The organism is Nocardia sp. NPDC004582, from assembly GCF_053602115.1.
The window spans coordinates 153,716-171,465 of record NZ_JBSGCY010000001.1 but is presented as its reverse complement, the minus strand read 5'-3'; the positions used below and the strand labels follow the sequence as shown (position 1 = coordinate 171,465).

The window sequence follows — 17,750 nt, the reverse complement described above, 5'->3', positions numbered from 1 at the left end:
AGCGGTCTTCGAGCATTCGACGCGGGCCGGGCGGTCGACTCCGACAGAGTTGACCGCCCGGCCTCTCGCATTCGGCGGCATTCACGGATGCCGTGCTACGGATTGGGTGGGGTGCGGCCCAGCAGGGGAACGGAGCATGTGAGCCGCACCCCGGGCAGGGGGCCGAGCTGGCGGCTCGGCCCCGTGGTTCGGGGTGGTGCGCGGTCAGTGGGGGACCGGGTGGGTGGGGGATTCGGGGATGTCGTTGTCGGCCGTGGTGCGGGACAACTGGGGGTGGATGAGGACGTGGGATTCGAGGGGGTAGGCCAGGTCGGTGGTGAAATGGCTTCCGGCCGTGGCGGGTTCGGTGGGGACCGGGCGGAGACGCGGTGGTTTGGCGGGGGCGTCTATGTCGGTGTGGGGGAAGAGATAGCGGGCGCCTTCGCGGATGGTTTCGTGGGTTTCACCGCTCGGATCGATCCAGCGCATGCGGTCGGAGTCGGCGAGGTAGACCCGCCACGGGTGTTTTCCCTTGTCCGCCAGTGATTTCAGGCGGTTGTGGTGGGTGCACAGGACGGCGCGGAAGGCGGAGTTCGGGTGCGCGGGCAGGTGGGGGAGCGGGCCGAACTGGATGAGTGAGGTCTCCGCGGCGGGCATGGTGCAGCCGGGGAAGCGGCAGAATCCGTCGAGGGCCCGCACCTCGCGGGCGGGAGCGTTCGAGAAGGGGCGCACCGCGGCTGTTTTGGTGTGTTTGCGCAGTGGCGCGGATGGGGGAGCCGGCTCGACGGGCGTGGTGGGACGTTCCTGCGCGGCAGGGCTGTCGGGGGCCGCGGGGGTTTCGGTGGTGAGGCGGCCGCGATCCACGCGCGGCGTCGTCGGGGCATCGTCTTGCGCACGACGCTCACGCAGGTGGGCGGCCGCGGCTCGCTCCCACGGGGCTTCGGCGGCGATTCGAGTCCGTCGTGTCCGGCGCGGGCTCGGAACACCGCCCGCTGCGACCGATACCTTTGTCTCCGCGATGCTTTCTCCCGGACTCGATTCCACTGTTGCCGAGGGCGGCGCGGGAGTGTCGTCTGCGCTGGGGCCTTCGGCGTCGTCCGGGAAATACTCGGGGATGACCTGGAAGCGGGCGTGCTCGGCGAGCGAGCGGGCCAGGGCGGCGTCGATGGGGCCGTAGCCGGAGAGGAAGGCCGGGTCGTCGCGCAGGCCGAGGAGGGTTTCGGCGGAGACCCCGACCTGGATCAGTGGACGGCGGGGCGTGGCGGGGGTGGCGGCCTTGGGGCAGTCGAGTTCCTTGCCGCACTCGCAGTGCAGGCGGCCCGAACCGTCGGCGAGCGCGATGAGCGCGTCGGCCCGGCGCTGGGACATGGTGCGCGGATCGTCCTCGCACACCTGCAGGCTCATCTCCCGCAGTCGCATGGCCAGCGCCTGCGCCCCCGCGGCGGGCAGCAGCCCGTCGAACACGGCCATCCCGTCCTGCACCGCGCGAATCCGAACATCCCGATCCTGTTCCCTGGCCTCGCGCCGGCGCGTCTCACCGTCGGGATCCAGCCGCGTCACCCAGCGCTGCGCCGTTTGCCGCAACCGCACCGGGTCCGACCGTAGCGCCGCGTCGATCAGCTTGGGCTCCAGCACTTCTCGTATGTCCCGCGCCATCCCGCGCAGGCAGTCCGCGATCACCTGGACCCGCGACAGGTCGATCCGCCCCGCCGCGAACGCCAGCTTGGTCTGGGGTAGTGAGTCCAGTGCGAGCCCGATATCGATGAGCGCCGCCGCCACCCCCTCGGGCACCTGCACCGCTACCGCGATCTCCGCGGCCGCGAACTCCCCGGCCCGCACCCCGCCGGCGCCCGGCGCGGCGTTCGCGGCCCGATGCCGTCGATACATCTCGCGAACCGCTGTGATTTCCGCCGCCTGGGCGAACGCCGCCGCCCCATGTGCCCGCCGCAGCGCGTCGACCAGCTCGTCCTCGCCCATCGCCTCCACCTCTCGGCTATCGAACATGCGTTCGAGAGTACCTCCGAAAGATCGCCGCCGCCAGCTCTTGTCCAGGCGATTTGGTTTGTTCACCACCGGTCGTGTAACTTCGTTCAAGCAAGCAGGGCAACGCCCGGCTGGCGGAAAAGTGAACATGGGGCTATGGCGCAGCTGGTAGCGCACCACACTGGCAGTGTGGGGGTCAGGGGTTCGAGTCCCCTTAGCTCCACTCCACGACAGAGCCACAGGTCATTGACCTGTGGCTCTTTTGTTTTCCGGCCGCGGGTTGGTCCGACGACTGGGATCGGATGGTCGATGTCGGCGAGCACACCAACCAGGACGAACTGAATTCCCGTGCCCAGACGCCCGGTACTGCTGGAAGGGTCTGCCCCCGACATCTGCTACGTCCGACGACCCATCGGATGGGTACTACTTGTTCATTCGGGACAACAAGCCAGTCCAATTCGTCCAATACAGACCCAGCAGGTATCCCATCCTGATGCTGAGAGGGGTCGTGGTGACAAAGGAAACTGTACTGACCTACTGCGGCTCGAAACTCGAGCCGCAGTAGCTATTCGGTGTCTCGCACCTCGCGTCGAATGTAGTCGCGATACGCGGGTTCGAGCGGTGTGGGTCCGGAGCCTTGTGGACCCGTTGGCGTGTTCAGTCGATCTTCAGCCGATCGCAAGGTCCCTCCAGAAGGGTGATGGTCGATCACAATGATTCGGAGGGTCGGTAGATGCGTTCCAGGGCAGTGGCTTCGGTAGTTTTCGCGGCGACGGTGGGCGGCGTGGTGCCTCTCGTCGCGGCCGGGCAGGCGCAGGCGGACGAACCTTGGTGCGCTGCTTCGCAATTGCGGTTGACGGTGCGCGCCGAGCCCGCGCAGGCCGGGGCCAGTCAGCGCACCGCGAGTCTCGTGCTCGTCAACGCGGGTGGCGAATCCTGTGTCCTGCAGGGCTTTCCGGGGGTGGATCTGGGCGCCGTGGGTGACCAGGGTGGTCCCGCCTCGCTGCCGCGGACGGGCCAGCAGCCGCAGCGTGTGAGCCTCGCTCCCGGCGGTCGGGCCGCGAGTACGCTGACCTATGCCACCGGCACCAGCACGCCCAGCGAGGTGGTTCTCACTCCACCGGACTCCACGACCCAGCTGCGTGCCGCGTGGCCGGCGGAACTGGGTGCGATCATGGTGTGGCCGCAGGGCGCGACGCATCCGGGGACCTTCATCGGTCCCCTGCACGCCTGAACCAGATCCGGGTCGCCGGCGATGGGCCCTCAGTGGAGGTACTGGAGAGTGTCCACCACTGTTCAGGGTCAGTGTCGACGGTTACGGCTGAGGAAACTCCTGGCTACCGTTGAAGATGAAAGACTTCCTCGGAAAATGGTGCAAGGAGTTGATCAAATGATTGCAAGAATCGTCGGGACAGTGGCCGCGACCGCGGTCGTGCTGTCGCTCGGTGTCGCCGGAGCGTCGGTGGCATCGGCCAGCGAACCGCAGGCTACGCCCGTGGACGGGTCGGTCGGCATCTGTTTCACGTTCCCGTTGCCGGGATCCGCAGACTTGGTTTGGTGCCTCTGAGGAAGGTACGTGAGAAGACGCACCGCGGCGTCGCATGCGAAAGGCCCGGTCCTGTACGGACCGGGCCTTTTCGTGGGCTGCGCCTCGGGGCGGTCAGAGGGTGCCGTTTTCGATGTCCCGCTTCAGGGCCGCCTGGTACGCCTGGTGTGAGGAGACGCCGTTGGTGACGGTGAAGTTGAGCAGCAAGGGGTTGGAGCTGAAGGTGATGTGTTCGTTCACCGAGGTGGTGCCGTTGCCGTTGTCGGTGAAAGTCACCTTCTGATGCGTGATGACACCGGGGGTGTCATAGCTGTCGGTGAGGTAGTACCGGTCGGCCGGGAAGAGGCGTTGTTCGGCCTGGGTTTTCGCGGGGTAGTCGACCGAGCCCATCGGGACGTTCTCCAGCGCGGTGAAGTCGATGGTCGTGCTGACGCCGTCGGTGCAGGTGCGGTGGGTGATGATGTCCTTGAGGAACGGGTGGCGGCCGATGTCGTTGCGCAGGTTCGAGTAGACCGCCCAGACCTTGTCGATCGGGGCGTTGATGGTGATCGGCAGGTCGACCGTGCGCGAAGCGGAGCCGGAGTTTCCGCTCTTCTCCGCGGCTTGGTACGACGCCCAGCCGGTCTGCCAGCCGGCGGTGTACGAATTCGGGGTGTCGGTACAGGTCGGTGCGGAATCCGCCTGCGCTACCGGTGAACCCGTCGCCGCGAACGACAGGGCCATTGCGCATCCCACAAGATATTTCACGGCCAGACTGTAACGTGTTCTTGTCGGGTTTGCTCGCGCCGTCATGGACTCGAGACCGACCGGCTGGATCGTGCGGGTGATCACCTGCCGATCGGCCGCCGCGCGTCGAGCTGCGCGCGGTCGGCGGCGGCCCGTCCCGCATCCCAGCCCTCGGCGCTGCGGATGGTGATGCCGCGATTGCGGGCCTGCGGAAACAGCGCCTCGAAGGCCGCGTCGACCGCGATCTGATGTGAGGCCAGCACCGGCAGCAGCCGTTCGGAGTCGGGTGATTCGGCGATGGTGGCCGCGGTGGCCGTCGCGAGCCGCTCCCCGATGCGGGTGGCGTAGGCGACCAGGAACGATTTCCGGAACATCCGGCTGCGCGCCCCGTCGCCGGGTGTGTCCTGCCCGCTGGCGATCATCGCCCGGGTGGCCTGCACCAGCAACGAGGTGGTCAGCAGCTCGATCGCCTCCAGATCCGCGTCGTCCCCGACGATGGTGACGAACCCCCACTCCGAGGCCACGATGGCGCGACTGCGATTGGCCTTGGCGACCACGTCCACCAGCAGCGCCTTCGCGTCGACATAAGGGGTGTCGAGCCAGATCCGCCGCGCCCCGGGCAGATCGGGAACCGCGGTGTCGGCGTCGACCAGCACCCGATCGAGCGCGTATTTGGTCATCAGCTCCTGCGCCTTGGCCGACAAGGTCTCGGCCTCTTCGGGAAAGGGGGTCGATTCGGCCTTCGCGAGCAACCCGCGCACTCGCCCGAGCACCTTCTCGTCGACGTGGTGATGCGCCCCCGCCCGCGGCCGCGCGGTGCCCGGCAACGGCCTGATGAGCTCCAATTCCGGCAGCAGAAGCAGCAATGCCAGCGCCTCGACCACGGTCGTGATCGCCTCGCGCGCGGTCAGCAGGTGCTTGGCCGTCCACTGCCCGAAGAACGGCTCCGCGTCCGACCACCAGACCCGAGCCTCGATCGCGTCGAGCTGCTCGACCCACGTCTCATCCATGGTCTCGGCCGCGAACGGCCGCACCTGATCGGCCATCACATCGACGAGGAACCCGACCGCGAACTCGTCCACCCGCCGCACCGCCGCCTCGTGCACATCCCCGGGCAGCCACCCGTGCTGGAACACCCGTCGAATGACATGCCGCCCGGCCAGGTGCACCCCGGATCCGACAATGTGATCCGGCAGCCCGCTCTCGGCGACCTCGTCGGCGAACCGCCCCGCGATCCCGGCATCCCCCCGAGCCGTCTTGCTCCCCGCACCCACCCGTGCCGCGGCCATGGCGGCCGCCAGCACCGCGTTCCCGGCTTCCTGCGCGGTCGCCTGCTCGCCCTCGCTGGTCAGGAAGCGGACGCCACCCAGTTGCGCGCGCAACTTGGCGGCCCGATGCTTGCGATTCGGCTTACCCACGGCCACCAACCCTATTTCACGGCCGGGATGGTTGACGGGCGTGCGGTGCTGACGCATGGTGGGCCGATGGGCGAAGACGCGCGGGCCGGCCTGAAGTTCTCCAGTCTGGACAGTCCCCTGTTCGACGGGGCGGGGGCCACCAAGGGGGAGCTGATCGACTATCTCGAGGCGGTGGGGGAGCGGATGGTGCCGGCGCTGCGGGAGCGGCCGTTGTCGGTGGTGCGGGTGCGGCCGGGGCAGGAACCGTTCATGCAGAAGAATCTGCCGAAGTACACGCCGGAGTGGGTGCGGCGGAAGACATTGTGGGCCGGGAGCTCGAAACGGGAAGTGTCGTACGCCTTGTGCGACGACGTGCGGACGCTGCTGTGGTTCGGGAATCAGCGGGCGGTGGAGTACCACGTGACGCTGCTGCTGGCCGAGGATCTGGTCGACTATTCCGGTGGGCCAACGCATCTCGTGCTGGATATCGATCCCGAACCGGGGCAGCCCTTTTCGCGGGCGGTGGCCGCGGCCGAGCTGATTCGGCGGGCGCTGGCCGACGACGGGCTGGCGGGGGCGGTGAAGACCAGCGGGTCCAAGGGGGTGCACATCTTCGTGCCGGTGCGGGCGGGGATCGATATCGAGGACGCGGCCGCGGCGACCCGGGCCATCGCGGCGCGCGCCGAACGGCTCGACCCGGACCTGGCCACCACGGCCTTCATTCGAGAAGACCGGGGCGGCAAGGTTTTCCTGGACTCCACCCGGGCGGGCGGGGCGACGGTGGTGTCGGTGTACAGCCCGCGGGTGCGGCCGGGCGCGACGGTGTCGTTCCCGGTCGGCTGGGCCGACCTGCCGGAGGTCGATCCGCGCGATTTCACCGTGCGCACCGCCGCCGCGATCCTCGGCGACCGTGATCCCTGGGCCGAGTCCATGCCCGAACCGCAAACGCTCCCAGCGGATCTGATCGCCGAGGGCCACACCATCCCGGTGGCGCGGGTGCAGGCCATGCACGAGGGCAAGCGTCGCGCCCGCGCCCGCCGCGCGGACTGAGGGTCAGGCCGCCGAGTCGCGGGCGCGCTCGGGGGAGCCGGTGTCGACGAGCAGCCGGTAGGCGCGATCCACCAGGGCTTGGAAGGCGGGCGAGCGCGGATCGCGCGGCGGGTCCAGCGGCACCCGGATCTCGCCCTTGATCCGGCCGGGATTGTGGTCCAGCACCAGGATTCGGTCCGCCAGCTGCACCGCCTCCTCGATGTCGTGGGTGACCATCAGAATGGTCTTGGTCGGGAACGCGGTCTCGGCCCACAGCCGCATGAGCTCACCGCGCAGGTTCGCCGCGGTCTGCACGTCCAGCGCCGAGAACGGCTCGTCCATGAGCAGCACCTCCGGCCGCAGCACCAGGGCCCGCGCGAATCCGACCCGCTGGCGCATGCCGCCGGAGAGCTCCTTGGGATAGGCGTCCTCGAATCCGCCGAGGCCGATCATGGCGATGGCGTCGGTGACCCGCTCCCAGCGTTCCCAGCCCGAAACCCCTTGGGCGCGTAGCCCGAGCTCGATGTTCTGGCGCACGGTCAGCCATGGCAGCAGCGCGAAGTTCTGGAACACCATGGCGCCGGCGGCGTGTGGCGCGGTGATCTCGGCCCCGCGCAGCCGCGCCGTGCCCGCGGACGGCGCGACCAGCCCCGCGATGATGCGCAGCAGCGTGGACTTGCCGGAGCCGGACCGCCCGAGCAGCGCGACGATCTCGCCCTCGCACAGCTCCAGGCGGACATCGGAGAGCACGGGCAGCGCCGCCCCGGAGGGATCGGTGTAGTGCTTGGTGACGCGATCGACGGAGAGGATGGGGGTGGACATGGTTGTCCTCCTTTCGAAAACTCTTTCAGCTCAACGAGAAACGCTGTTCGGCGCGGCGCTGCAGCCGCCGCCAGACCAGCCGGTTGATGGTCACGGTGACGACGCTCATCACCACGGTGCCCAGTAGCACCTTCGGAAACATGTCCGCCGCGGTGGCATTGGTGATGTACGCGCCCAGCCCGTACGCCTGCAGGTGGGTGCCGCCCGCCTCGACCACCTCGCCGACCAGCGTGGCGTTCCAGGCGCCGCCGAACGCGGTGATCGCGCCGACCACATAGCCGGGGGCGATCGCCGGCAGGATCAACGACTTCCACCGCAGCCACCCGTGCACGCCGAGATCGTCCATGGCCTCGCGCAGGTCGGTCGGGATCTGCCCGGCCGCGGCGATCACGTTGAACAGCACGTACCACTGCGCGCCCAACGCCATCAGCACGATGCCGCCGATGTTCAGTGAGATGCCGGTCCAGGTGAGTGCCGCGATCACGAAGAGGAACAGGAACTGCGCCGGGAAACTGGCCAGCACCTGCACCACCGGCTGCGCGAATCGGCATACCCGCGGGTTCAGCCCGATCCACACCCCGACCGGCACCCACACCACGGTGGACACCACCAGTAGCACGATCACCCGGCTCAGGCTGGCCAGGCCCATCAGGGTGGCGGGCCCGAATTCGGCCAGCCCGACGGTCCTTTCGAAGTAGGCGGCCAGTGTCCAGGTGCCCCAGGCCAGCGCCGCCAGCAGCAGTCCGAAGAAGATCACGTCCCCGGCCCGGCTGCCGGGCCGGTCGTCGTAGGCGGACCGGGTGCTGCGCCCGAACACCCGCATGACGCGATCGATCCCCGCGCCGGCCGGTCGGGCCGCCCGCGCCAGCCGCCCCGGCACCGTGCTGCGGCGCAGCAGGTCCAGCACGAGACTGCGTGGGACTTCGGCGCTTTCGGTGTGCTCCACCCGGAACCGCTCCGACCAGGCGGTGAGCGGCCGCCAGAACAGCACGTTGACGATGACGATGGTGGCCACCATGACCAACGCCCCCAGCAGCAGTCGTGAGACCTGTCCCTGCGCGGTCGCCGCCGCGATGAAGCTGCCCATGCCGGGTAGCGCTTCCTCCCGCCCGGACACCGTGATCACCTCGGACGCGGCGAGCATGAACCACGCGCCGCCGAAGCTCATCATCCCGTTCCAGATCAGCGGCACCATGGCGGCCGGCACCTCCAGCTGCCACAACCGCTGCCAGCGGGTGAGCCGCAGCATGCGGGCGGCGTCGTCGAGTTCGCGCGGCAGGGTGCGCACGGCCTGGTAGTAGGCGAAGGTCAGGTTCCAGGCCATGGCGGTGAAGATGGCGAACACGCATACCGCCTCCGCGCCCAGGAAGGAGCCGCGGAACAGCGCCACGAACGCGGTCGCGGTAATCGAGACCAGCGCCAGCACCGGCACCGATTGCAGCACGTCCACCATCGGGACCAGCACCTGCTCCGCCCGCCGGGAATGCGCCGCCCACTGGCCGACGACCAGCGTGAACAGGATCGAGGCCGCCAGCCCGAGGAACATTCGCAGCGTGGTGCGCGCCGCGTAGTACGGCAGTTCCCGGGGATCGGTCGACACCGACTCCGGCCCGGAGCCCGGCGTCCACGGCACCGACATATCGCGGAACAGCCGCAGCGCCACGGCGATCAGGAACACGGCCGCGCCGAGCACGAGAAAGTCGACGGCGCGCAGCGGCTTTCGCGAACGCGGCATCGGCTGCCGGGTTTCAGGACGGTTGGGAATGGTGATCTGGAGCGTCATTGGATGAATCCGCATCTAATCGAAAAAGGGCACGCGGAAATAGGCGTCCGCCGAGTCACGAAAAGGGGATGGCGTCGCCGAATACCGGGAAATTACGAGTGCGCGAGGGGAGGTCCGGGGTCGTCGTCGGTAGTCATTCGACCGGTACCTCCTCACCTGGCTCATACGCGGATTCATCAGCGCACGCGGGGGAGGTCGACCCGGGGAACCCGGGGAAGGACGCACACCCCTCTCGTCAGAGCTTCGGCACTGCACGACGTGTTCCGAATCGGAAAGCCACTTTGGATTACCCCTTAATCCGGGGAAATCTGTCCTAACCTTGGGCGTCTCTCGACGTCGTCAGATCAGTGGCCTGTGTTCGTGCAGGAGCCTCGCCTATCGAGGTGCGTTATCGAACGTAGTAAAGGCCCGATGAATTGTCAAAGTGTGTACGCGCACGGTCGGCCCGATTCGCCTAGTCTGGTCCGCGTGACGAGAGCGATGCGCGCGGCGGTGGGGATCGCCTTGATCGGGCTGGCGGTCGCGGGCTGCGGGAACTCCGCGGATCAGCGGGCCGCGGCGACCACGACGGCCGCGCTCAAGGCGGCCGCGCCGTCCCCGGACACCATCGGCTTGTGTGGCGGGGTATCCGACGCCCAGGTGATCGAGGCCACGGGATCGACCGGTGCGCAACGGGTTTCGGCCAACGCGGTCGGCTGCGCCTGGCAGCCCGCCGCCGGCGAGGACTACGCCGTCATCTTCCACTGGTTCCGGGGCAGCTCGCTGCAGGCCCGCCGCGACCAGGTCACCACCGGCGGCCCCGCCACCGTCCGGATCGCCGGGCAGCCGGGCATCGAATGGCGCGGTGCGCAATCCTGCGAGGTCGCGGTCGCGTTCGGCGACACCGACTTCATCGACTGGACCGAACGCTCGAGCGCGCGCGCCTGTCAGGGCGTGGAACAGCTGGCGGCGGCCACCTTGGCGCAGGCGGGACAGAGCTGATGGCGCGCCCGGGAATCCGAATCACGGTGGCGGCCTTGTTGATCGCCGCCCTGTCCGGATGTTCGCAGTCCGGTCGGCAGGCCGAGGTGCGCCCCGCGGCCGATCCGAACCTGCTGGCGGGCTGTGGCCCCCTGGAGGATTCGAAGCTGGCCGCCGCCATCGGCGTCACCGGGATGCGGCAGCAGAGCGCGCCCACCGTGTGCGACTGGACCGCCACCAATCCCGGTGGCGGCGCGGTCGATATCACCTATGCCTGGCTGCGGGACGACACGCTCGCACGGGAGGTGCGGATCGCCGACCGGTTCGGGTACCGCGTCGAGCGGCTGGTGGTGCGGAACTTCGGCGGCATGTACTGGCGGGATCCGGCGGATCCGGGTGGTTGCGCGGTGACGGTGGCCGATACCGGCACCGTCACCTGGTGGGTGCGAAACCGCGATCACACCGCGCGGCCCGATCCGTGCGCGGCGGCCATGAGTCTGATGAACGCGACGCTCTCGGTCGACGGCATCTGACGCGCTCCGCGCGGAACCGGTCTCAGTGCTCGAGGAACGTAGCGACGATGTTCCAGAACATGTTCGGGTCCACGGTGTGGAAGTCCCAGCTCTCGGTGAGGCTGTGGGTGGTGCTCACGATGGACTTGATATCGAAGTCGTGCCGCGTGGCGGTGCCCTTGGCCTCCACGGCGGTGACGACGTAGGCGGTGGCGGTTTCTGCGGTGTGGGGCACGAGGAAGCTCCAATCGAGTACCGGTCCGGGGGAACGCGTGACAGTGTCCTGGCGTTTCCGACCAGTCTGATTTCCGTCCACGCCGCGCGGGAGTTCCGAAAGCGCCAAACCAGTCCGGGACACGCCAACCTTGCTGTGGGGTAGCCGGAATACCGTACGGTAGGTGCGATTTCGGCCCCTCAGCGCGGATCCTCGGGTTCCGGAGCGCCGCGGTCCCGCCACCGCTGCACCGCCCGCCGCAGGCTCGCCGGATCCGCGTAGCCCAGGAATTCCGCCTGCTGGGCGCGCGGAAGATGTTCGGCCCGTTGTAATCTGCGGCGGCGCGCGTGATCCACCTCACGCCGCCAAGTGGTTCCGGCCTCGGTCAGCCGGCGTTGCAGTGATCTGGGTGAGGTCAGCAGCCGCCGCGCAACCACTTCCAGGGTCGCCGCGCCGTCCGCGAGGGCCAGGTCGATGGCGTCGCCGAGTTGCTCGAGCCAGGTCACCCCCACCTCCGGAGTGGCGGGCAGGGTGGCCGCGTAGGCCAGCAGCACCGCCGTCAGTTCCGGATCGGCCGACTTCATCGGCAACGCCAGATCCGCCGACCGCAGCGTCAGGGTGTCCGCCGGGCCGCCGAAATCGACTGCGCGGGTGCCGAACAGCTCGGTGATGGTGGCGAGATCGGCGGGTGCGGTCTGCCGGAAGCTCACTCGTACCGGGACCACCGGGTAGCGGGTGGCTGCCCGCCCCCGCGCCACGAGCAGCGCAAAAGTCGCCTGTATCAACAGTTCCCGGCCCCGGCACTCCTCCACCCGCGACAACACCTCGTAGCAGACCTCCTGCTCGTCGCGGCGGGCGACGCGGAAGCTGTAACTCGTGCTGAGACTGCCGGTATGGCGCACGCACGCCTCGAGCGCGTCGCCGAGCGTGGCCGCGGACAGGAACAGATATTCCAGCAGCCCGAACTCGCCGGTGGTGCTCTGGTCGGACACCCGCAGCGCGATATCGGGATCCCCGGTCTCGCGCTCGATCAGCTCCCACACGCGCAGGCAGTAGCGCGATGACACCCGGGTGCCCTCACCGCCCTCGCGCCAGGTGGGCACGCCCGCGACCCGGGCGATCCGGTCGGCGTCGAGTCCGGCCCGCACCGCCCGCTGCAACGCGAACCGGGCCATGAGAATGCTGTCGTGACAATCGGATCGAGTGTTCACGGGCGCCCGTCACCACGCGGCCCGGCGGCGAGCGTTCGCCAGCTCCCGACTCCAGCTGGTTCCGGCCGCGGCCAGCCGCCGCTGTACGGTGCGCGGGCTGGTATCCAGCCGCCGCGCCATATCGAGTAGTGAGACGGTGTCCAGGGACACCGCCGCCCGGAAGTCCGCGGTGTCGCGATCGGATCCGGGTGGGGCGGGATCACTCAGTGAATCAAGTTCGGCCGCAAGCAGATCGACCCAGGCCCGGGCGGGCGGCGTGGACAGGGTCGCGACCGCCGCGCCGCGGCGCAGCACGGCGGCCAGCCCCGGATCGGCGGAATGCTGGGGCCGGTCCAGATCCGCGCGGCGCAGCGTCATGCTGTCGGTCTCGGCCCCGAAATCCACTGCCGTCGTTCCGAAGAACTCCCGATACGGTCCGTGCCGCCGCGGCGCGCGTTCCCGCAGAGTGACCGCCACCGGCGTGATCCGCGCTCGCGCGGCCAGCCGGGCCCGGCCGGTGAGGAAGGCCAGACTCGCCTGCGCGGCGACCTCCGCGCCCCGGCCCCACGCCGCCGTCTGTGGCGCGAAGGTGACCTGCCGATCGGTCTCGGCGACCACGGCCACCCGCCGGGTGTCCGACAGTCGCGACCCGAATTCCCTTACGGCCCGGAAGCCTTCGCCGACCGTCGGCGCGGTCGCGAGCAGATAGTCCATCAACCCCAGTTCCCCCATTCCATGTCGTTCGGCCGCCCGCAGTCCCACGTGCGGCATGTCCACCCTGCGCTCGAACAACTCCCACAATCGGGGATAACACTGCCCCGGAACACTTCCCGCCGACGTGTCCAGCGCGCCCGGCCCGATCCCCGCCGCCCGCGCCAGCTCCCGCGGATCCACGCCCACGGACCGGGCCCGGGTGAGTACGAAGCGCGCCAGCAGCACGCTGTCCGATCCGGTCACCCGTCCGCCTTCGAGGCTGGAAATCCGGTTCCGCGGTCGCTCCCGGGCGTCATGGCGTGCCGCCCGTGGGCGGTATCGCCGGCCCGGGGTCTTCGAAATGGCGTTTGCGGGCCCGATCGACCTCCAGCCGCCAGGTGGTGCCGGATTCGGCGAGACGGCGTTGCAGGGTGCGAGGGCTGGTGTACAGCCGCCGCGAGACCTGTTCGAGCAGCGCGTCGGAGCCGTCGAGCACCTCGGCCAGCACCGAGGCCACCCGGTCGGGCCATTCGGTGGTGCGCGGGGGCGGCGGCGGCATGGTCGCGGCGTGGCGGCGCAGCACCGCGGCCAGCATCGGGTCCGCGGTGATCTGCGGCCGTTCGAAATCGGTGTTGCGATAGGTGATGCGGTCCATCGGGGCGCCGAATTCCAGACGGGCCGTGCCGAATTGCTCGGTGAACGCGTCCAGTCGTCGCGGCGCGCGCTCGCGCAGTTCGACGCACACCGGATCCATGGGCTGCCCGGTGATCTGGCGCATGCGCGAGACCAGCGAGGTCAGCGCCATCTGCACCGACAGATCGCGCCCGCGGCCCGCCATGTTGACGGTGTAGACGTCGAAGGTGGATTCGGTCTCGGTCTGCGTGCCGGGCTCGATGCGGAAGTTGGTGGAGATCGAGCCGACGTAGGGCCCGAGCACCCCCAGCCCCGCGCCGACCGTGTCCGCCGTCGAGATCAGGTAGTCGATCAGCCCGAATTCGCCGAGCCGGTAGCTGCCCGTGGCGCGCAGCGTGGCCTCCGGATCGCCGAGCTCGTGCTCGAAAAGCTCCCACAGACGCGGGAAGTAGTCACTCGACACCCGCGCGTCCCCGTCGGCCAGCAGCCAGCCCGGTATCCCGGCTTCCCGCGCCAGGCGGGCCGGATCCAGGCCCGCCGACGCGGCGCGGGACAGCACGAAGCGAGGCAGCAGCACGGAGTCGGAGGTGTGCACGTGCCAATGGTGCGGGCAATTCCGGGCCGGAAACCCGGAATTCGCGGAACTGTGAGCCAGCCCGCTCGTCAGGCTCGGATGAAGGTGGCGGCGATGCCCCAGAAGCGGTCTCGGGCGACCGCGCGGAAATCCCATGTCTGCATGATGTTGTGCGTGGCGCTGACGATGCCGGACACGTCGAAGTCGTCGCGGGAGGCGGTTCCCTTGGCCTCCAGGGCGGCGATGACGTAGGCGGTCGCGGATTCCACGGTGTGGGACACGGGTGTTCCTATCTGTCGCAGGGGCAGGGCGGGTGGTGGGGGTGGGGCGGGTTCAGCGGGTGGTGTCGTTCAGTACGTCCTCGTAGCGGTATTCGGTGGGGATGGTGACGCCTTCCGCGTGCGCCTGTTCCTCGCGATGGCGCAGGTCCACGCGGCGGATCTTGCCGGAGATGGTCTTGGGCAGTTCGGTGAACTCCACCCGGCGGACCCGCAGGTAGGGGGCCAGGTGGTCGCGAGCGTATTCGAGGATGGCGCGGGCGGTTTCGGCGTTGGGTTCCCATCCCGCCGCCAGCGAAACGTATGCCTTCGGCACGGCCAGCCGCGTGTCGTCCGGCTGCGGGACCACGGCGGCCTCCACCACGGCCGGATGCTCGATGAGCACGCTCTCCAACTCGAACGGCGACACCTTGTAGTCGGAGGATTTGAACACGTCGTCGGTGCGGCCGACGTAGGTGATGTAGCCGTTCGCGTCCCGGGCCGCGACATCGCCGGTGTGGTAGTAGCCGCCGGCCATGACCGCGGCATTGCGTTCGGGATCGCCGAGGTAGCCGGTCATCAGGTTGACCGGCCGCGCGGACAGGTCCAGGCAGATCTCGCCCTCGTCGGCGAGCTGCCCGGTGATCGGATCCAACAGCGCCACCGGCACGCCCGGCGCGGGCCGGCCCATGGAGCCGGGCACCAGCGGCTGTCCGGGCGTATTGCCCACCTGGAGTGTGGTTTCGGTCTGGCCGAAGCCGTCGCGGATGGTCAGGCCCCACGCCTTCTCGACCTGCGCGATGACGTCGGGGTTCAATGGCTCGCCCGCGCCGAGGATTTCGCGCAGCCCGGCCGGGCGCTCGCCCAGATCGGCCTGGATGAGCATGCGCCACACCGTGGGCGGCGCGCAGAACGTGTTCACCTCGGCCCGGCGTAGCTGCGCGAGCAGCGCGGCGGCGTCGAAACGCGCGTAGTTGTAGACGAAGACGGTCGCCTCGGCCAGCCACGGCGTGAAGAAGCAGCTCCAGGCGTGCTTGGCCCAGCCGGGCGCGCTGATGGCCAGGTGCGTGTCGCCGGGCCGGACCCCGATCCAGTACATGGTGGTCAAATGACCGACCGGGTAGCTGATCTGGGAGTGCTGCACCATCTTCGGCTTGCTGGTGGTGCCGGAGGTGAAGTAGACCAGCAGCGGATCGGTCACCTCGGTGACCGCCCGGAACGGGCCCGCGGACTCGACATGGGCCGCCTCGGCGTAGTCCCGCCAGCCGACGGTGCGCTCGGAGGACGCCGCCCCGCCGACCACGATTCGGGTGTAGTCGCCGGGCACCTCGTCGAACTTGCCCGCATCGCCGTGGTTCGCGATGACGAAACGCGCTCCCGCGCGCTCGATCCGGTCGCTCAGGTCGGCCGGGCCCAGCGCGCCGGTGGTCGGCATGATGACCGCGCCCAGTTTGGCCACAGCCAGCATGGCCTCCCACAGTTCGACCTGATTGCCCAGCATGAGCATCACCCGGTCGCCCTTGCCGACGCCCAGCCCGGCCAGCCAGGTGGCCACCCGATCCGAGCGCTCGGCCATCTCGGCGAAGCTGACCTGCTGCTCCGACCCGTCCTCCTCGACGATCCAGAGCGCGGGCCGATCGTTGCCGCGCGCGATGACGTCGAACCAGTCGATGGCCCAGTTGAATTCACCGGCCAGCCGCGGCCACTCGAACTCCCGCACCGCCGCGTCGTAGTCGGTGGCGGCGGCCAGCAGCCCGTCACGGGCCGCGCGGTAGGCGTCGGTATTGGCGTTGCTCATGCGTTCTCCTCGGTCAGCCCCAGCAGCCGCGCGCTGATCTCCCGCATCTCGACCTTGCGAATCTTGCCGGTCACCGTCATCGGGAACTCCTCGACGACATGCACGTAACGCGGCACCTTGAAATGCGCGAGCTTGCCGGTGCAGTACTCGCGCAGGGTCTCGGCGGTGAGCTCGGCCGCGCCGGGCCGCAATCGGACCCAGGCCATCAGCTCCTCGCCGTACTTGGCGTCGGGCACGCCGATCACCTGGGCGTCGAGGATGTCGGGATGGGTGTAGAGGAATTCCTCGATCTCGCGCGGGTAGATGTTCTCGCCGCCCCGGATCACCATGTCCTTGATCCGCCCGGTGATCGCGACGTACCCGTCCGCGTCCATGGTGGCCAGGTCGCCGGTGTGCATCCAGCGCGCGGAATCGATGGCCTCCGCGGTCTTCTTGAGCTGACCCCAGTAGCCGAGCATCACCGAGTAGCCGCGCGTGCACAGCTCGCCGGAGGTGCCGATCGGCACCGTCACCCCGGTCACCGGGTCCACGATCTTGACCTCGATGTGCGGCCCGGCCCGGCCCACGGTGGCGGTGCGCTGCACCAGCGAATCGTCGCGGCGGGTCTGGGTGGAGACCGGCGAGGTCTCGGTCATGCCGTAGCAGATGCTCACCTCGCGCATGCCCATCCGCTCGATGACCTGCTTCATCACCTCCACCGGGCACGGCGATCCGGCCATGATGCCGGTGCGCAGCGAGGACAGGTCGTAGGCGTCGAAGTCGGGGTCGGCGAGTTCGGCGATGAACATGGTCGGCACCCCGTACAGCGAGGTGCAGCGTTCGGCCGCAACGGCTTCCAGGGTGGCGCGGGCGTCGAAGGCCGGGGCCGGGATCACCATGGCCGCGCCGTGCGTGGTGGCGGCCAGATTGCCCATGACCATGCCGAAGCAATGATAAAAGGGAACCGGAATGCAGATACGGTCCTGCTCGGTGTATCCGCACAGCTCGCCGACGAAATAGCCGTTGTTGAGGATGTTGTGGTGGCTGAGCGTCGCGCCCTTGGGGAAACCCGTTGTGCCGGACGTGTACTGGATATTGATCGGATCGTCGGTGGACAGCGCCGACTGCGCCGCCGCCAGCAGGTCGGGCTCCGCCGCCCGCCCGGTGGCGAACAGGTCCCGCCACTCGGTGCTGTCGAGCAGCACCACCTGCTCGAGCTCCGGGCACTCCGGACGGACTTCGTCGATCATGGCGGCGTAGTCGGAGGTCTTGAACGCGGGCGCCGCGATCAACAACCGGATCCCGGCCTGACCCAGCACGTAGCGCAGCTCATGGGACCGGTAGGCCGGATTGATGTTCACCAGGATCGCGCCGATCTTGGCGGTCGCGTACTGGGTCAGCGTCCACTGCGGGCAGTTCGGGGCCCAGACGCCCACCCGGTCGCCCTTGCCGATCCCGGCCGCCAGCAGGCCCAGGGCCAGGGCGTTCACCTCGTCGGTGAACTCGCGGTAGGTCCAGCGGATGCCGGTGGTGTAGTCGATGAGGGCCTCGCGGTCCGGGTGCGCCGCGGTGGTCCGGTCCAGGTTCGCCCCGATGGTGTCGCCCAGCAGGGGAGCGTCCCAGACTCCGAAGGTGTAGCTCGTGCTCTCGGTCACACCAGTAGGATCTACGTCAC

General features: G+C 69.1%; 16 protein-coding genes, 1 tRNA gene and 1 riboswitch. Of the genes, 5 read left to right on the top strand and 12 right to left on the bottom strand.

Translation table 11 applies throughout. The features are described 5' to 3' along the window. Positions 1-204 precede the first annotated feature (204 nt). The gene (locus ACWELJ_RS00620; RefSeq protein ID WP_452364052.1) at positions 205-1,983 is read right to left on the bottom strand and encodes a DUF222 domain-containing protein; all 1,779 of its coding nucleotides are present in this window, start codon (positions 1,981-1,983) and stop codon (positions 205-207) included. Positions 1,984-2,112: 129 nt separating this feature from the next. Here ACWELJ_RS00620 and ACWELJ_RS00615 point away from each other — a divergent pair. Continuing rightward, positions 2,113-2,185 (top strand) — tRNA-Ala (locus ACWELJ_RS00615). Positions 2,186-2,695: 510 nt separating this feature from the next. After that, positions 2,696-3,196 carry a DUF4232 domain-containing protein gene (locus ACWELJ_RS00610; RefSeq protein ID WP_452364051.1) on the top strand — a complete coding sequence of 167 codons (501 nt, stop codon included), beginning with the start codon at positions 2,696-2,698 and terminating at the stop codon, positions 3,194-3,196. Positions 3,197-3,622: 426 nt separating this feature from the next. Here ACWELJ_RS00610 and ACWELJ_RS00605 read toward each other — a convergent pair whose 3' ends face one another. Both ACWELJ_RS00605 and ACWELJ_RS00600 read right to left on the bottom strand, forming a co-directional pair. Further along, complete coding sequence (locus tag ACWELJ_RS00605; protein WP_452364050.1) at positions 3,623-4,255, bottom strand: hypothetical protein; 633 nt, start codon at positions 4,253-4,255, stop codon at positions 3,623-3,625. An 80-nt stretch (positions 4,256-4,335) separates the two neighbouring features. After that, a complete protein-coding gene (locus ACWELJ_RS00600; protein WP_452364049.1) occupies positions 4,336-5,652 on the bottom strand; it encodes a DUF2786 domain-containing protein in 1,317 nt (438 codons plus the stop codon). A gap of 66 nt (positions 5,653-5,718) precedes the next feature. Between ACWELJ_RS00600 and ACWELJ_RS00595 the strand changes: the two genes are divergently transcribed. Beyond that, a complete protein-coding gene (locus tag ACWELJ_RS00595) occupies positions 5,719-6,681 on the top strand; it encodes a DNA polymerase domain-containing protein (protein ID WP_452364048.1) in 963 nt (320 codons plus the stop codon). 3 nt (positions 6,682-6,684) lie between these two features. Here ACWELJ_RS00595 and ACWELJ_RS00590 read toward each other — a convergent pair whose 3' ends face one another. Together ACWELJ_RS00590 and ACWELJ_RS00585 are read right to left on the bottom strand one after the other, a co-directional pair. Further along, a complete protein-coding gene (locus ACWELJ_RS00590; RefSeq protein WP_452364047.1) occupies positions 6,685-7,482 on the bottom strand; it encodes an ABC transporter ATP-binding protein in 798 nt (265 codons plus the stop codon). 25 nt (positions 7,483-7,507) lie between these two features. Further along, the gene (locus ACWELJ_RS00585) at positions 7,508-9,265 is read right to left on the bottom strand and encodes an ABC transporter permease (protein ID WP_452364046.1); all 1,758 of its coding nucleotides are present in this window, start codon (positions 9,263-9,265) and stop codon (positions 7,508-7,510) included. 220 nt (positions 9,266-9,485) lie between these two features. Beyond that, positions 9,486-9,655: riboswitch (M-box (ykoK) riboswitch) on the bottom strand. A 78-nt stretch (positions 9,656-9,733) separates the two neighbouring features. Here ACWELJ_RS00585 and ACWELJ_RS00580 point away from each other — a divergent pair. Together ACWELJ_RS00580 and ACWELJ_RS00575 are read left to right on the top strand one after the other, a co-directional pair. Then, positions 9,734-10,246 carry a DUF3558 family protein gene (locus ACWELJ_RS00580; RefSeq protein WP_452364045.1) on the top strand — a complete coding sequence of 171 codons (513 nt, stop codon included), beginning with the start codon at positions 9,734-9,736 and terminating at the stop codon, positions 10,244-10,246. Next, positions 10,246-10,758 carry a DUF3558 family protein gene (locus ACWELJ_RS00575; RefSeq protein ID WP_452364044.1) on the top strand — a complete coding sequence of 171 codons (513 nt, stop codon included), beginning with the start codon at positions 10,246-10,248 and terminating at the stop codon, positions 10,756-10,758. Before ACWELJ_RS00580 ends, ACWELJ_RS00575 begins: the two co-directional genes overlap by 1 nt. A gap of 22 nt (positions 10,759-10,780) precedes the next feature. Here ACWELJ_RS00575 and ACWELJ_RS00570 read toward each other — a convergent pair whose 3' ends face one another. The 7 genes from ACWELJ_RS00570 to ACWELJ_RS00540 form a co-directional block, all read right to left on the bottom strand. Continuing rightward, positions 10,781-10,972 carry a hypothetical protein gene (locus ACWELJ_RS00570; RefSeq protein ID WP_379275014.1) on the bottom strand — a complete coding sequence of 64 codons (192 nt, stop codon included), beginning with the start codon at positions 10,970-10,972 and terminating at the stop codon, positions 10,781-10,783. A gap of 179 nt (positions 10,973-11,151) precedes the next feature. Next, positions 11,152-12,162, bottom strand: coding sequence for an AraC family transcriptional regulator ligand-binding domain-containing protein (locus ACWELJ_RS00565; protein ID WP_452364043.1), 1,011 nt, complete (start codon positions 12,160-12,162; stop codon positions 11,152-11,154). Positions 12,163-12,171: 9 nt separating this feature from the next. Next, positions 12,172-13,098, bottom strand: a complete 927-nt coding sequence (locus ACWELJ_RS00560; RefSeq protein WP_452364042.1) for an AraC family transcriptional regulator ligand-binding domain-containing protein — start codon at positions 13,096-13,098, stop codon at positions 12,172-12,174. Positions 13,099-13,147: 49 nt separating this feature from the next. Continuing rightward, positions 13,148-14,062: an AraC family transcriptional regulator ligand-binding domain-containing protein gene (locus ACWELJ_RS00555; RefSeq protein ID WP_452364041.1), complete on the bottom strand. Its 915-nt coding sequence runs from the start codon at positions 14,060-14,062 to the stop codon at positions 13,148-13,150. 68 nt (positions 14,063-14,130) lie between these two features. Then, positions 14,131-14,322, bottom strand: coding sequence for a hypothetical protein (locus ACWELJ_RS00550; RefSeq protein WP_379094651.1), 192 nt, complete (start codon positions 14,320-14,322; stop codon positions 14,131-14,133). A gap of 52 nt (positions 14,323-14,374) precedes the next feature. Then, positions 14,375-16,096: an AMP-binding protein gene (locus ACWELJ_RS00545; protein WP_452364040.1), complete on the bottom strand. Its 1,722-nt coding sequence runs from the start codon at positions 16,094-16,096 to the stop codon at positions 14,375-14,377. After that, positions 16,093-17,730, bottom strand: a complete 1,638-nt coding sequence (locus ACWELJ_RS00540) for an AMP-binding protein (protein ID WP_452364039.1) — start codon at positions 17,728-17,730, stop codon at positions 16,093-16,095. The genes ACWELJ_RS00545 and ACWELJ_RS00540 overlap by 4 nt, the downstream gene beginning before the upstream one ends. Between the last annotated feature and the right edge of the window lie 20 nt (positions 17,731-17,750).

Coding starts and splice junctions, on each gene's coding strand:
- ACWELJ_RS00545 (WP_452364040.1), bottom strand. CDS start 16,096: ATGAGCAACGCCAATACCGACGCCTACCGCGCGGCCCGTGACGGGCTG.
- ACWELJ_RS00620 (WP_452364052.1), bottom strand. CDS start 1,983: ATGTTCGATAGCCGAGAGGTGGAGGCGATGGGCGAGGACGAGCTGGTC.
- ACWELJ_RS00610 (WP_452364051.1), top strand. CDS start 2,696: ATGCGTTCCAGGGCAGTGGCTTCGGTAGTTTTCGCGGCGACGGTGGGC.
- ACWELJ_RS00575 (WP_452364044.1), top strand. CDS start 10,246: ATGGCGCGCCCGGGAATCCGAATCACGGTGGCGGCCTTGTTGATCGCC.
- ACWELJ_RS00585 (WP_452364046.1), bottom strand. CDS start 9,265: ATGACGCTCCAGATCACCATTCCCAACCGTCCTGAAACCCGGCAGCCG.
- ACWELJ_RS00590 (WP_452364047.1), bottom strand. CDS start 7,482: ATGTCCACCCCCATCCTCTCCGTCGATCGCGTCACCAAGCACTACACC.
- ACWELJ_RS00595 (WP_452364048.1), top strand. CDS start 5,719: ATGGGCGAAGACGCGCGGGCCGGCCTGAAGTTCTCCAGTCTGGACAGT.